13 protein-coding genes and 1 pseudogene are annotated in these 15,509 nt (G+C 44.8%); 6 read left to right on the forward strand and 8 right to left on the reverse strand.

Features of this window, described 5'->3' with window-relative positions:
- Positions 1-35: 35 nt before the first annotated feature.
- On the reverse strand, positions 36-380 hold the full coding sequence (gene erpA / locus ABR397_RS07695) for an iron-sulfur cluster insertion protein ErpA (RefSeq protein WP_031280637.1): 345 nt from the start codon (positions 378-380) through the stop codon (positions 36-38).
- Positions 381-624: 244 nt separating this feature from the next.
- Here erpA and ABR397_RS07700 point away from each other — a divergent pair, with 244 nt between their 5' ends.
- Together ABR397_RS07700 and hemL are read left to right on the forward strand one after the other, a co-directional pair.
- Complete coding sequence (locus ABR397_RS07700; protein ID WP_350305214.1) at positions 625-1,410, forward strand: DUF1460 domain-containing protein; 786 nt, start codon at positions 625-627, stop codon at positions 1,408-1,410.
- A gap of 50 nt (positions 1,411-1,460) precedes the next feature.
- Positions 1,461-2,744 (forward strand): glutamate-1-semialdehyde 2,1-aminomutase, encoded by a 1,284-nt coding sequence (hemL, locus tag ABR397_RS07705; protein ID WP_350305215.1) that lies wholly within the window; start codon positions 1,461-1,463, stop codon positions 2,742-2,744.
- A gap of 244 nt (positions 2,745-2,988) precedes the next feature.
- Here hemL and ABR397_RS07710 read toward each other — a convergent pair whose 3' ends face one another.
- Together ABR397_RS07710 and ABR397_RS07715 are read right to left on the reverse strand one after the other, a co-directional pair.
- Positions 2,989-3,387 carry a type II toxin-antitoxin system VapC family toxin gene (locus ABR397_RS07710; protein WP_350305216.1) on the reverse strand — a complete coding sequence of 133 codons (399 nt, stop codon included), beginning with the start codon at positions 3,385-3,387 and terminating at the stop codon, positions 2,989-2,991.
- Complete coding sequence (locus tag ABR397_RS07715; protein ID WP_350305217.1) at positions 3,384-3,644, reverse strand: antitoxin; 261 nt, start codon at positions 3,642-3,644, stop codon at positions 3,384-3,386. The genes ABR397_RS07710 and ABR397_RS07715 overlap by 4 nt, the downstream gene beginning before the upstream one ends.
- A gap of 329 nt (positions 3,645-3,973) precedes the next feature.
- Between ABR397_RS07715 and ABR397_RS07720 the strand changes: the two genes are divergently transcribed.
- Entirely contained in the window at positions 3,974-4,561 is a 588-nt protein-coding gene (locus ABR397_RS07720) for a beta-class carbonic anhydrase (protein ID WP_350305218.1), read from the forward strand.
- A gap of 553 nt (positions 4,562-5,114) precedes the next feature.
- Here ABR397_RS07720 and queF read toward each other — a convergent pair.
- The 5 genes and pseudogenes from queF to hrpB all read right to left on the reverse strand — a co-directional run.
- A pseudogene (gene queF / locus ABR397_RS07725) lies at positions 5,115-5,480 on the reverse strand (NADPH-dependent 7-cyano-7-deazaguanine reductase QueF); the annotation flags it as partial.
- 222 nt (positions 5,481-5,702) lie between these two features.
- Complete coding sequence (locus tag ABR397_RS07730; protein WP_350305219.1) at positions 5,703-6,368, reverse strand: O-methyltransferase; 666 nt, start codon at positions 6,366-6,368, stop codon at positions 5,703-5,705.
- 742 nt (positions 6,369-7,110) lie between these two features.
- Positions 7,111-7,512, reverse strand: coding sequence for a transposase (locus ABR397_RS07735; RefSeq protein ID WP_350305220.1), 402 nt, complete (start codon positions 7,510-7,512; stop codon positions 7,111-7,113).
- A gap of 513 nt (positions 7,513-8,025) precedes the next feature.
- Entirely contained in the window at positions 8,026-10,479 is a 2,454-nt protein-coding gene (gene mrcB, locus ABR397_RS07740) for a bifunctional glycosyl transferase/transpeptidase (protein WP_350305221.1), read from the reverse strand.
- Positions 10,480-10,572: 93 nt separating this feature from the next.
- The gene (gene hrpB, locus ABR397_RS07745) at positions 10,573-13,014 is read right to left on the reverse strand and encodes an ATP-dependent helicase HrpB (protein ID WP_350305222.1); all 2,442 of its coding nucleotides are present in this window, start codon (positions 13,012-13,014) and stop codon (positions 10,573-10,575) included.
- Between the two features lie 91 nt (positions 13,015-13,105).
- Between hrpB and sfsA the strand changes: the two genes are divergently transcribed.
- From sfsA to gluQRS, 3 genes are all read left to right on the forward strand, one after another.
- Complete coding sequence (gene sfsA, locus ABR397_RS07750; protein WP_350305223.1) at positions 13,106-13,816, forward strand: DNA/RNA nuclease SfsA; 711 nt, start codon at positions 13,106-13,108, stop codon at positions 13,814-13,816.
- A 191-nt stretch (positions 13,817-14,007) separates the two neighbouring features.
- The gene (gene dksA, locus ABR397_RS07755) at positions 14,008-14,463 is read left to right on the forward strand and encodes an RNA polymerase-binding protein DksA (RefSeq protein ID WP_036840254.1); all 456 of its coding nucleotides are present in this window, start codon (positions 14,008-14,010) and stop codon (positions 14,461-14,463) included.
- Positions 14,464-14,525: 62 nt separating this feature from the next.
- Positions 14,526-15,413, forward strand: a complete 888-nt coding sequence (gene gluQRS, locus ABR397_RS07760; protein WP_350305224.1) for a tRNA glutamyl-Q(34) synthetase GluQRS — start codon at positions 14,526-14,528, stop codon at positions 15,411-15,413.
- Positions 15,414-15,509: the final 96 nt, after the last annotated feature.

Below are 15,509 nucleotides of genomic sequence, written 5' to 3' on the forward strand. Positions count from 1 at the left end.
GGTCATATCGTTCACAGACCCATTGCGGGAAATAATCAGATACTGAAAGAAGAACCACAACCGCAGGTTGTCTTAGCATTAGGGTTGGTGACGATAAAGCGTGAACCTTCCAGACCTTCGGTATAATCAACACAACCGCCAACCAAATATTGCAGACTCATCGGATCAACAACCAATTCGACACCCTGCTTCTCAATGGTCATATCGCCTTCATTGATCTGATCATCAAAGGTAAAACCATACTGGAAACCACTGCACCCCCCCCCTGTGATATAAACCCGTAAACGCAGGTTCGGATTTTCTTCATCCGAAACTAAGATTTTCACTTTACTGGCGGCAGCATCAGTAAACTGCAAAGGTAATGCTATATCATCGCTCATCATTTTTTACTCCAGACCGGAACCCGACAAAGACATTTACAAAACAACAGAAATTTGCCGATTTATTAATAATTCGAATTATCTAATACCTGGTTAGTTCGTTCAAGTTTTGTCATTTCAGCAACTCATGAGCAGCTCACAAGCTGTCTGAGCATTTTTTAATATAAAAAGGAAAATTTATTGATTTATCATGATTATTAGTTACTTTATTGAATATTTATTAACGTCACTATACGGAGTTCTTATGCAAAAAATATTATCACTTATGCTAGCCGTCACACTTGCAGGCTGCGTAGCTCACAGCAAGCAAGTCGATATGGATAGTTATACCTCGAAGAAAATTGATGACATCATAGAAAACCAGGTAAAACCGGGAAATAAAGACAATCCTGGTGAAATGATAAAAAATATCTCTTATCAATTCCTGGATACGCCTTATGTCGCAAATAAACTGGTCGGCTCCCCAACTGAACCTGAAAAATTAGTTATAGATTTTAGCGGTCTGGACTGTTTTACTTTTCTTGATTACGTAGAATCGCTAAGGAAATCAAACGACCAACAGGATTTTATCAAGCATCTCATCCAGACAAGGTATATCGATGGAAAAATCAGTTTTTTACAAAGAAAACATTTCTTCACGGACTGGTCAACCAGAGAAAAATTAAATGCCAAAGATGTGACGAATGAAATAAGTTCTTCTTATATAAAAATCACAAAAAGTCTGAATAGAAAAGCTGATGGTGGCGAATATATCCCCGGACTTAGTGTTATCAACCGAGATATTAAATATATTCCAGGTAATAAGGTGAATGATTCCGCGATTAAAAACTTAAAGACGGGGGATTATATAGGAATATATACACATCTTGCCGGGCTGGATGTCACGCATACAGGGATTTTTATTATGACAGATAATGGCCCAATGTTTAGAAATGCGTCTTCACTTGCAGCCAATAAAAAAGTGGTCGATTCTCCATTCCTTGATTATGTAAAGAATAAACCCGGAATTATCGTTCTAAGACCATTATAATCAGTGAGACAAGCGATAAACCCACTCAAAGATACATTCAGGAGCCTTTAATGAGCCAATCCGAAATCCTCTATTCTCAGGCCAAACAGCTTATTCCCGGCGGTGTTAACTCCCCGGTACGTGCATTTAACGGCGTTGGCGGTACGCCTCTGTTTATCAAACACGCTGACGGCGCTCATCTCTATGATGTTGATGGCAAAGCCTATATTGATTACGTCGGCTCCTGGGGACCAATGGTGCTGGGACATAACCACAGCGCTATCCGTAACGCCGTCATCAAAGCCGCAGAGCAAGGATTGAGTTTCGGCGCACCCACTGCCGCCGAAGTGGAAATGGCGCAGTTGGTGACTGAACTGGTGCCATCAATGGATATGGTGCGCATGGTTAACTCAGGCACAGAGGCGACCATGAGTGCTATCCGTCTGGCTCGTGGATATACCAACCGTGATAAGATCATCAAATTCGAAGGTTGTTATCATGGTCACGCAGATTGTCTGTTGGTAAAAGCCGGTTCTGGCGCACTAACTATCGGCCAACCAAACTCTCCGGGGGTTCCGGTTGATTTCGTCAAACATACACTATCTTGTACCTATAACGATTTGAACTCAGTGCGGAAAGCATTCGAACAATATCCTGAAGAGATAGCCTGTATTATTGTCGAACCCGTTGCCGGTAATATGAACTGTGTGCCGCCACTGCCAGAATTTCTACCCGGCCTGCGCGCACTGTGTGATGAATTCGGCGCTTTGCTGATTATCGATGAAGTGATGACAGGCTTCCGCGTCGCCTTATCCGGTGCGCAATCTTATTACGATGTCGAACCTGACCTGACTTGTCTTGGCAAAATCATTGGTGGTGGTATGCCCGTTGGTGCTTTCGGCGGACGCTATGAAGTGATGGAAAAATTAGCGCCAACCGGCCCGGTTTATCAGGCGGGAACCTTATCCGGCAATCCAATCGCCATGGCTGCGGGTCTTGCCTGCCTAAAAGAAGTCTCTCAACCCGGCGTACACCAACGCCTGACTGAACTTACTGATAATCTGGCTGCTGGCCTGATGAAAGCAGCAAAAGCAGCCGACATTCCGCTGGTGGTTAACCATGTCGGCGGAATGTTTGGTATTTTCTTTACTGATGCGGAAACAGTCAGTTGCTATCAGGATGTGATGAATTGCGATATTGAGCGTTTCAAACATTTCTTCCATCTTATGCTTGACGAGGGTGTTTATTTGGCGCCTTCCGCATTTGAAGCGGGTTTTATGTCTATCGCTCACACGGATGAAGATATTCAGCGTACTGTGGATACAGCCGCTCGTTGCTTTGCCAAGCTGAAATAATTTCTTCGCTATCAAATTATAGCGCCGTATTGCTTGAATTTACGGGATTGTGATATCGCTATTTTTAAACGAAACCGAGGTTCATTAAAACAAAGTACCGGATAAAAAACAGCACTTTGTGAATAATCAATCTGAAGAAAGCCCGCTCTGCGGACTTTCTTCCTTAAAGGTAAAAAACTACGCGCTTACCTGTTGGAAGAGTCACATCAAGGCTTAATGTTAGGCAACTGCCGGATTTATTCTGCTAAACAGTCCAATCTTCAATATGTAATCCTTGTACATATTGAAAAGCATGATCATTTGTAATCAGCACCATCTTCATATTTATTGCGTGCACCGCAATGAGTAAATCAAGCGGCGCTAATATTCTGCCTTGTCTCTCCATCTCAGCTCTGACCGTACCATAACACTCGGCAATAGAACTATCCCAAGGTAAGACATCAACACGCCGGAGAAATTCTCTTACTGCCGTATGAAGCCGCTTTGCTTCTGGACGACGCGCCAATCCGAACAATAATTCACCTTCTGTGATAGCTGAAATACAGAGTGATGACATCGGTACAGATAAAACATGCTGTACAACTGAATGGTGCTCTCTGATTAAATGCCCTATCACATTTGTATCAAGCATATAACGCTTCATTCTTCCCATCCCTCGAACGGATCACGAGATTGCTCTTGCTGACGCCGTTCTTCTTTGCCCAGAAAATCGTCAGGGATATTTGTACCCTTTAATGCTGCAAAAAAACCATCCCAATCGTGTGGCTTACGGGACAGTATTACATCTCCGGTCTCAGGGTCCTTCCGAATAAAAACCTCATCAGAATCAAACCGATAAGCTGCTGGCAAACGCACCGCTTGACTCCTCCCATTCATAAACAACTTAGCTACATGTCCCATAAAACCTCCTGACATTGATTGGTATATATCAAAGCATATGACAAATATTGATACATATCAAGATATAGACCAAACATGATGCTATAAAGCTATCGATTTAACGGTAAGTTATAAATCCGTTGCCCTTCAAAAAAACACCCTGTTTCATTTGACCAGTACAAAGGATACGAGTATATATTTTACATAAATTTTATTTATGAATTCCGTGTTTTCAGACTCATATTCATTTATTGAGTGGATATTCTAGCTTTATTAAGAAGTTGAGTTTTCTTTCTATGATTTTGTTTTACATCACAATTTACTAAACCAGAAAATATGAAGGAGAGAGGATGAGCAACGTTATCAAAGAAATAAGTGATGCTAATATTGCCTATGCAGCAACTTTTAGTGATGATAAAAAAAACCTTGGTTTACCTGCTGTCAGACGATTTGCCATATTAACTTGTATGGATGCCAGGTTAGACCCGGCAAAATTTGCAGGTTTATCTGAAGGTGATGCCCATATTATTCGTAACGCGGGCGGAAGAGCCAGTGATGATGCCATTCGTTCACTTATCATTTCTTACAAACTTTTCGGAACAAAAGAGTTGTTTGTCATTCATCATACTCATTGTGGGATGGAGCTTTTTACAGACAATATCATGGGCGATCTACTGGAAAGCAGCCTGGAAAGTGTAATCATGACGGATGAGGGATTTAAAGAGGTCGGCACCAGCGCCGGCTCACCTGAGGGAAAATATATCAAATGGCTTACCATTGACAATCAAGTTAATAGCTTAATTGAAGATATTCATCGTATTCGTAATCACCCCCTTGTTCCCGCAAATATTTCCATATATGGGTACATCTATGATGTGAAGTCAGGAAAATTAATTGAGATTCCTGAAGCAACAAGTATTGTAAATACAGAGTCGTGACACCCTCCCCTTCCTAAAGGCATAGGTATCTACACATCTTCGAACTGACCTAATATGCCCGCCGCTAATCGGGTCAGTTCTTCAGGTGGATATTCCGATAGCAGCATGAGTGTGTTTAAGAGGACAGATAATCCCGCAAGAAGAGCCAGAACATTCTCTCATTTTCCCTGTTTTTGCTGTCTGCCTGAGAGCCTGCAAATCCATTGTCGGACCCGGGTATTTTCTATACGAAAAGTCAGTTTATCCGCGACCTCCCCCACTTTTTGGCGCATTCCCTGATATGGATGCGGTCATTATTGAGAAAGCACCAGACAGCCCGTGTCGTCGCAAATGATGTTTTCTGAGCGCTGACGATATCTTTAATCGCACAGGAGAGCAGGTCTGAAGGTAGTCATATGTTGTTTAATCCGTATCGGGTATCGGCGGTTAATCCGGGCATCAAGCCCGGAGATAGGGAAATTGAATGCATATTGAAGAGTAATATCATTAATTTCAATAAATGTGTGGATACCTATGCCTGAAAAAAGGGGCTTCCCGCGAAAAGCATGGTGATTTATTGACGTACCAGTCTGCCTGTTGTTGGAACAAAGTCTTCCTTATTTGTGCGCCACGGATTGGTATCTAATCCTCCGCGTCGGATATAACGTGCATAGACTGAGAGCTTTTCTGGAGCACATAACTGTTGTCAATCATTGAAAATACGCTCAACACATTGCTCGTGAAATTCATTATGATGCCAGAATGATATCAGGTAACATAACAACGCTTCCCAATTGATTTTTGGCCCTTTGTAGCGAATTTGGATAGATCTCCAATCAGGTTGATGGGTAATCAGACAGTTGGATTTCAACAGATAGCTAACCAAAACTTCTTCCACCCATGGGCCTTGTGCTGCACCTTGCAGATAATCACGATTGAAATTATATTCAGCCACATACTGTATCAATTTTGCTTCACCACTGGGGGATACCTCCAGCAGTCATTTCTGCGGCTTTAATACTTGTCAAAAGCATTCTGTGATGAGCTGGATTGATTGCCTGTACCTTCAGATTCCAAAAACTGAGTCTGAATTTACATCTTAAGACCTTGATAAGGACTCTTTACGACAACAGGAATCCCTCTCTGGGGATTAACTTCTTAACTATGTAGGTACCTTAGTCACACGCAGTAGAGCAAAACCATCCCACCCCTTTTCTCCTACTGTCTGAAACGCTGTAGCACTCAGGTGATCGTTATTTTTGATTGCATTCAGCGCCTGGCGAATACCCTCTGCGTGGGGATCTCGTTGCTCATCAATAATCGTGCCACCACGTACAATGTTATCCATAATGATCAAACTTCCCAGACGACTCAGTTTCATCGCCCAGTCTAGATACAGCAGGCTGTTTTGTTTATCGGCATCAATAAAAATCATATCAAACGGTACCCATGCTTCCATGGTCGGCAGCGTATCCGCAGCATCCCCTACAATAATGGTCACTTTATCTTCCAGATGGCTGCGCTTGATATTTTGTCTAGCAATATCGGCTGAAGTGGCATTTTTTTCTAGTGAGATTAACTTGCCGTCCTCTGGTAAAGCTCTTGCCATAAATTGAGTACTGAACCCTCCTAGGGTGCCGATCTCCAGAATCTGTTTTGCTCCGGAAATCTGCACCATTAATCCCAAAAACTGGCCTTGAAGAGGGGATACATCGTGGGGAGGTAGTCCATAATCAATATTGAAAGCCAGTGTTTGCTGCAAGAAAACATCAGGTTTCACTAGATGTTGCTTAAGATAATTGTCGACCGCTGTCCATGTTGGCTGCATACTGTTCCCCTTTTGCCGTATAGTTGTTCTTGGCCCCGCATTATAAGATCACTTTTTAGCTCTTACATTAGCAATTCCTGCTAGCATCTGTACTCCCGTGGTAAACCGTACCCGGGTGTTGTGCCGTGGGTTTCGTTGTAATGTTCCCACCAGGTTTTGTCGTGTTGTTGCATTGTCTGGCTTGGGTATCATATTCACGAATCGCTTGGAACTGCTTAATAGCCGATGCTCATCAGATGCTAAAACAACCTCTTTTGCGGCCATCAGGCTGCAATTCTGATACTTATACCACCTGAGCAGCAGATTGGCGTTGATGCCATACAGTCTAGTGACACATTGAGAGGCGGTTATATTCGGTTCAAACATCTGCTAAACAATGTCGATTTTTGTCTATAGCGTTTTACACAGACTGTGCTTTGGTTACACCACACTTCTACCTTCTTATCTTTGTGACTAGTCTTAAAAATAGCTCTAAGCCTATCTTTTGTTTTTAGAAGGTAAAAAGTGGCCTGTTTCAGAAGTTAGATCAACATTGAGCAGTATAGTCCAAATACGCAGTTGGCTGACATCCTTCCCCTTTTTTTCGCGATTTTCTTGTCGGTGCCGTAATACTTTGGTTCCCTGTTCCAATTGCTTCATGCGTTTTTCTGTCTGCACTGTGGCAGGGGGACCGTGAGGGTATTTTTTTCACGTGAAATCGCTTACTGAGTTAAAAGGTGGTAATGAGAACAGGCCGCCTCTATCACTGTCCCGTCAGGACGGATTGGTGCTGATAAATAAAACGCCCAAGACTGGCATAATCGGGCGTAATTCCCTGACTGACAAAAATACAGCCTAAATCTAAACGCGCAAGTCGTTCAAGTTCTCTGAGCGAGCAGTGTCCTTTCATAATCCCATAAAACAGGATCCCTATCATTGCGCGTGGAAAATAAGGGGCTCTCCCTGTCGAAGCATAATGGCGTTCAAAGGGGGCCCAATCTTGCTCATCAAGAATGTCAGCAACAATAAATGCGCTACGCTCTCCCATTTGCCTGAGATAATCAGAAAGGGAAAGGGAGCCATCCAATACAGGTAAGTGCTGAGCTTTGACAAATTGACGTCCGATATGAAGGGAAGGTTCCCATTTTCGAATGAATAAGGTCATAAAAGATCTGCGCTTAAAAGAAGTACGCAGATCTTAACAGGTAATACACGCCTTTTGCGACACCCTCTAAAGCATAGGTATCTACACATCTTCGAACTGACCTAATATGCCCGCCGCTAATCGGGTCAGTTCTTCAGGTAGATATTCCGATAGCAACGTGAGTGTGTTTAAGAGGGCAGATAATCCCGCAAGAAGAGCCAGAGCATTCTCTCATTTTCCCTGTTTTTGCTGTCTGCCTGAGAGCCTACAAATCCATTGTCGGACCCGGGTATTTTCTATACGAAAAATCAGTTTATCCGCGACCTCCCCCACTTTTTGGCGCATTCCCTGATATTGTACCTGGTGACCTTCTTTTCCCCAGATTAACCAGAATAAGCCAGCTTCATTCAGGGTCGAATGTTAGAAAAAACGCAATGGATGAAGAAAGGGTCAACAAGACACTTAATAGATATGCAAAAATAAAGTGCTGACCAAAAGATCAGCACCTTGTCATTAATCTGAATCAGATGTTAATCATTGACCAAACATCTCCCGCAACCAGCCCGGCGCTTGTTCTTGTTGCTGAACAGGCTCTGATGTTGCTGCTTGCTGACACAGACTCTGTGGATCATAAGTCCAGACAGGCAATGTTCTCCAGCCACTGCCACCGCTACAATTAAAGCTGCCATCCTGATTAACCGCCATATCGACAATTCCCTCCGGCGGAATGTTGTTCAGCACCAGCGGTGTCTGATTTTCCAAATAACGGCGATACACATTTAACGCGCCAGTGGCGCCGGTCAGATTAGTCGGATCGTTGTTATCCCGGCCAACCCATGAAATCACCACTTCTTTGCCATCAATCCCGGCAAACCAGCTATCACGCAGATCATTGGTTGTACCGGTTTTACCTGCCAGATTATAACGGCCAAATTTACCCGCCAGTGAACGGGAAGTCCCATTCGCCACAACCTGCTGCATACCATACAGCGTCAGGTAAGCCGCCTGAGCCGGTACAGCCCGTTCAGCCTGCGGGTAACTCTGATATATCACAGTGCCATCTTCTGCAATGACAGAACGTAACGCAGAAAGCGTTGCGCGGTTGCCGCCACTGGTCATCGTCTGATATTCCTGAGCCACTTCCAGCGGCGTCAAGCTGAGAGAACCCAGTAACATCGCCGGAACCTGCTGGATAACATCTGCCGGAACACCAAGCCGGATCAGTGTGTTGCTTACATGATCAAGGCCAACAGCCATTCCAAGATTTACCGTCGGAATATTCAGTGAGCTAGCCAGTCCATCCACCAACATGACTCGTCCACGGAAGCGGCGATCATAGTTTCTCGGCTCCCAAACCTTACTGTTCGGCTGTTTCACGGAAAGGGGTTCATCCGCCAGCCAGGTATTTAATCGATACTGATCAGGTTCACTCAGCGCCGCCAGATAAGTAGAAGGTTTGGCCAGCGAACCAATTGAGCGACGTGCCATCATCGCTCGGTTAAATCCGGCATACTGCGGTTGAGAACCACCGACCATCGCCCTGATTTCACCACTAATACGATCGACAACCACCATTGCCCCTTCAAGATCAGCGATTTTGCGGGTTTTTCTCAGGTTAGCAATTCCCTCTTCCACTGCGTTTTCAGCCGCATCCTGAGATACTGGATCAAGAGTCGTAAAGATTTTTACGCCAGATAAATCATTCACTTTATCACCCAGCTTATCCTGCAATTCCTGACGAACCAGCTGCATAAACGCAGGTTGTGGCGTGATGACGCCACTTTTCGGTTTTACCCCCAGTGGACGAGCGCTCAGTAGTTTATACAGGTCCTCATCAATAATTTGCTGATTTTGCAAAAGCTTAAGCACCACATTACGGCGCTCAAGAGCCAGTTTCGGATTACGCCACGGGTTATAGAGTGAAGCGCCTTTCACCATACCGACCAGCAACGCCTGCTGATCCAAACTCAGTTCATCCACCGGACGGCCAAAATAATAAAGGCTCGCCAACGGAAATCCCCGAATCTGTTCATCACCACTTTGCCCCAAATAAACTTCGTTCAGATACAATTCGAGAATACGATCTTTGCTATAGCGGTAATCCATCAAAACCGCCATGTAAGCTTCATTCGCTTTACGCACCAATGTTCGTTCATTGGTCAGGAACAAGTTTTTGACCAATTGCTGCGTCAGGGTACTTCCCCCCTGAACGGTACGCCCCGCCGTCAGGTTAGCCAGCATCGCACGCCCGATAGAAAGGATATTGATACCATCATGTTGATAGAAATGACGGTCTTCTGTCGCCAGCAAGGTATTGACCAGTAACTCAGGGAAACCTGAGCGCGGCACAAACAACCGCTGCTCACCATTGGGTGACTGCAACATGGTAATTAGTTTAGGATCAAGACGGAAGAAACCAAATTGACGTTGGTTTTCTATATTTTCTATCCCTGCCAAACGGTTATCACTGAAAGTCAACAACGCGTGGATCTGCCCTTCTTTACTGTCAGGGAAATCAAATGGACGGCGCAGCATTTCAATTGTTTCGCCTCTGACAGAAAACTCCCCAGGACGGGTAATTTTCGTCACCTGACGATACTGCATTCCTTCCAGCAGATGTACCATCTCTTTTTTACTGTAGTTCATGCCCGGTTCAAGGTTGACCATCCGGCCATAAACTGCCGCAGGCAGATCCCAGACTTTGCCGTCAATGCGGTCACGGATTTTGCCATCCAGATAAACACCATATCCCCCCAACAACACAGCAAAAACAATAAATATTTTGAATAACAGCCAGAACCAACGCCGCTTTTTCTTAGGTGGACAGGAATACGTTCCTCTTTTTGTCATGGGTTGATCCTCTTCATCATCGTAGTCGTCATCATCATAATCATCATCCAACAAATGCCGTTTTTTCGATGGCGGTTCACGACGGGATACCGGTTTTTTGCCTTTACGTCCGATTGGTCGACGATCTTCACCAGACATTCCAAAATTCTCCAAAGCCATTCAAATGCTGAATAATGGGTATTCATATCTTTTTTAATGAATTTATTCGCCTGCAAGAAAGTTGTTAAATTTCTACTGCGAATATTTTTTTACCCGCCGGGTTGGCGCCGTATTTGCCGGATCATCCGGCCACAGATGTTTTGGGTAGCGCCCTTTCATTTCTTTTTGCACTTCCCGATATGCTCCCTGCCAAAAAGCAGCCAAATCTTGCGTGATCTGCAATGGCCGCTGGGCCGGCGATAATAATTCAAGCACCAATGCTACCCGCCCTTTTGCCAACAATGGACTTTGCTGCTCACCATACATTTCCTGCATCCGCACTGATAATACAGGTGGCTTATCACTGAAATAATTGATTGCTATCCGGCTGCCGGTAGGAACAGTGTAATAAATGGGCAGCTCATTATCCAGACATTGGCGCTGTCGCCAATCCAATAAACCTGCCAGTGCCGGCAACAAATCAATCTGTTTCAAACCTTTCAAATCACGCACATCAATAAGAAACGGCATTAACCAATGATCAAGAGAATCCATCAACGAATTATTATCTACCGCAGGCCACTGTATTTCGGGCAGCCATTTAGCCGCACATTGAATACGGGTGCATAATTGCATAGCCTCAGGCGACCAATTCAGCGCTTGTAATCCTTCACTTCGTAACCAGTTTAGCAGGGCCTGTTGTAATTGCTCAGCTGAAGGTTTTGCCAATAGTTGCGCTTTTACTGCCAGGCTCCCACATTGCAGCCGTTTCCATGCCCGCAATGTTCCTTTATTGTCATCCCATTCAACGACATTTTGTTCACAGAATAAATCCGGTTGTTGTTGTACCAATTGTTCAATATCCAACGGACAAGCCAACAGAATGCGGGCATCAGGATTCCTGCTATTTTGCAATAGCGAAGGCGCCACCAGCCAGGATTCATCGGATAACTTTTCTTCATAATCAATCATCGCACCCAGACCATTAGCCAATTGAAAACGGCCATGCTTATCCCGGTTTTTGGCTATTCTGTCAGGGAAACCCTGAACCAATAACATTGCAGCTGATCCACTGGCAGCCTCTCCAAAAGTCCCTCCCATATTTCTGACCAACTGTTTTGCCCGCCGTAACCACTGAGGCTGACGCTGTTCAACCCAATAAGTGATATCCGGCTGACCATCACGAGGCGGTTCTTCCAGAATCGCTGTTAGCATAGCGGCGGTCGCCAACGCATCGGTTCCCTGTTCCAAACCGGCGCATAATATCGCGGCAAGGCGTGGCTCACTGCCAGACTCCGCCATTTTTCTGCCCCTGGGCGTCAACTGATTGTGATGGCTTACCGCGCCTAACTGTAATAACAGCGATTTGGCTACCGCCAACGACGACACCGGAGGCGTATCCAGCCACTGTAATTGGGAAGCGTCACGACATCCCCACTGCAATAAGGAGAGCCATAAGCTACTGAGATCAGTATTCAAGATTTCAGGTTCACTGTGCTCTGCTGCTCTTTCTGCCTGTTCCTGACTAAACAGATGCCAGCAAATTCCGGCTTCCAACCGCCCTGCGCGGCCAGCCCGTTGCGTCATTGAAGCCTGACTGATACGTTGAGTCATCAGGCGGGTCAAACCATTTTTAGGTTCAAAACGCGTTGTACGTTCAAGACCGCTATCAACCACCAACCGGATACCCTCAATCGTCAGGCTGGTTTCTGCAATGTTAGTCGCCAGAACGACTTTACGGCGTCCAAACGGTGAAGGTTCGATCGCTTTTTGCTGTTCACCCAATGATAAAGCGCCATATAACGGACAAAGATCGGTATCGGCAGAAACTTTTCCTTTAAGCAGTCCAAATATCCGTTGAATTTCTCCACTCCCCGGCAAAAACAACAGTACAGAACCTTGCTCTTGCTGGAGTAACCGTAATACAACAGTGACTACACTCTGTTCAAAAGGTTGGTGAGCAGGTAAAGGATGATAATTTCTGGTGACAGGAAAGCTACGCCCTTCAGAAATAATCACCGGCGCATCAGGTAATAAAGAAGAGAGCCGCTGATTATCCAACGTAGCCGACATGATCAAAATCCGCAGATCATCCCGCAACCCCGCCTGTACATCCAGCAGTAATGCCAGCGCTAAATCAGCCTGTAAGCTGCGCCCATGGAATTCATCCAGAATCACCAGTGAAACACCTTCCAACATCGGATCTTGCTGTAACATACGGGTTAAAATACCTTCTGTTACCACTTCAAGACGGGTAGCCGTGCTCACTTTGGTTTCTGAGCGCATCCGATAACCCACGGTCTGACCGGTATTTTCATTCAGTTGAACCGCAAGACGATTGGCAACGCTGCGAGCGGCAATCCGCCGTGGTTCTAATATAATAATACGTCCGGAAAAATCCGCTCTTTTCAGAATTTCCAGTGGCAAACCCGTCGATTTCCCGGCGCCAGTAGGCGCATGAAGCAGCACCTGCGGTGAGCTTTTCAGCGCACTCAGGACAGATTCAATGACCTCATATACAGGCAATAAAGACACAAACACTCCATTAAAGAAAGTTAACTTTCAGCGGCCAACATTGTAGCATTGCCTACTTCAATCTTATGCCATCAGTCATTAAGGAGTTTTTATGGAATTCTATCCTCCCTTACAATCCGCCACCCTGATTCGTCGTTATAAGCGCTTCCTGGCTGATGTCATGACACCGGAAGGTGAAACACTGACTATCCACTGCGCCAACACGGGTGCGATGACTGGCTGCGCCACGCCAGGAGATACCGTTTGGTACTCCACATCTGACAATCCAAAACGTAAATATCCCAACAGTTGGGAATTGACAGAAACGCAGGATGGTCACTGGATTTGTGTCAATACGCTCAGAGCAAACGATTTAGTGGCCGAGGCGATTCAACAAAATGCCATTTCAGAATTTTCTGAATACAAAAAAATGAGCCGGGAAGTAAAATATGGCGAAGAGAGCAGCCGGATAGATTTGTTGTTGCAGGCAGAACAGCAAGTTAACTGCTATATCGAAGTGAAATCCGTGACGCTTCTCCAGGAAAATTGTGGCTATTTCCCCGATGCTGTTACTACCCGCGGGCAGAAACACTTACGGGAACTACAACACATAACGGAACAAGGACAAAGAGCAGTTTTATTTTTTGCAGTTTTGCATTCTGGCATCAGGCAAGTCGCGGCGGCTGCGCATATTGACCATAATTATTCATCTCTTTTGGAACAAGCGCGAAATTCTGGAGTCGAAGTTATCTGTTACCAAGCAAGCATTGCAGAAAAAGGGATGGTTTTAGGCGATAAGTTAACTTTTGTACTAAGTCGTTAATTTATTGATTGACCTAATATTTACAGTCAAGTTGTACAGGGTGTAAAGTCATTCACTGCGTTTGTCTTCACACCATTGTGAAACTAATGGCAGGAACAATTGCCAACCCATGCTCCATCTGCTATTTATAGCGGCCTGTTTTTTTCCCCGCTAGGGGTTCGTTTGATAGTGCGTGTGTTAGGAGAAGTATTATGCAAGAAGGGCAAAAACGTAAAACCTCGTCCTTAAGCATTCTCGCCATCGCTGGGGTAGAACCTTACCAAGAAAAGCCAGGTGAAGAATACATGAACGATGCCCAGTTGGCGCATTTCAAGCTAATTCTTGAAGCATGGCGCAATCAGCTCAGGGATGAAGTAGATCGTACTGTATCTCATATGCAAGATGAGGCAGCGAACTTCCCAGACCCAGTTGACCGTGCAGCGCAGGAAGAAGAGTTCAGTCTTGAATTACGTAACCGTGATCGTGAACGTAAATTGATTAAGAAGATCGAGAAAACACTGAAAAAAGTCGAAGACGACGATTTTGGTTTTTGTGAATCCTGTGGCGTTGAGATAGGCATCCGTCGTTTGGAAGCCCGTCCAACCGCAGATTTGTGTATTGATTGTAAAACCCTAGCCGAAATCCGTGAAAAGCAGATGGCAGGCTAATTAATGGTGTTTTTATACGGCGCCTTAATGGCGCCGTACGAACAACCCTCGCTGATCCCTATATGATAAAACCTGAACGTCCCCGCGCTTATATTGGGCGTTTCGCCCCTTCACCTTCTGGTGATCTTCATTTTGGTTCATTAATCACCGCAATTGGCAGCTATTTGCAAGCCAGGGCTTGTCAGGGAAAGTGGCTGATACGAATTGACGACATTGATCCACCGAGAGAGGTTCCCGGCGCCGCCAGCCGTATTCTCCACACTCTTGAACATTATGGGTTACATTGGGATGATGAGATTCTCTATCAATCTCAACGCCATGAGGCTTACCGTCATATACTTAATCAGTTGCAACAACAGGGCTTAAGCTATTATTGCATCTGTACCCGTCAACGTATTCAGCAAGTTAAGGGTTTTTATGACAGAAACTGCCGTGAATTAAATCTGCCTGTCAACCACGCAGCAATCCGGTTAAAACAAAACAACCCTGTTTATGGTTTTAAAGATAAGTTGCAGGGATACCTAAACGCCGATCCAGCCATGGCTGAAGAAGATTTTATTATTCATCGTCGTGATGGCCTATTTGCCTATAATTTAGTGGTCGTTATTGATGATGATTACCAAGGTGTGACTGAGGTAGTCAGAGGCGCTGATTTAATTGAGCCAACTGTCCGCCAGATTGCACTGTATCAGCAATTAAATCTCGGACTACCCGATTACATTCACCTGCCGCTGGTTCTGAATAAGGACGGCAACAAACTTTCCAAACAGAATCATGCCCAGCCAATCCCACTGGATGATCCCCGGCCGTTATTGGTTGAAGCATTACTTTTCCTTAATCAGCCTGTCATAAAAAACTGGCAAGATCTTTCCCGCTATCAATTGTTGGAAAAAGCAACAGCACGTTGGGATCTAGACCGAATTCCACGGCAAAGTAAAATATACAAGTAACGTGAATAAAGTTAAGGTTAGTCATAACAACCATTCTCAAAAAATACACAGTAGGCTATGATTAGCTGCTGTTTTTTATTCGTTTTATATGATTAG

It is taken from the genome of Photorhabdus viridis, assembly GCF_040256935.1.
GTDB lineage: Bacteria > Pseudomonadota > Gammaproteobacteria > Enterobacterales > Enterobacteriaceae > Photorhabdus > Photorhabdus viridis.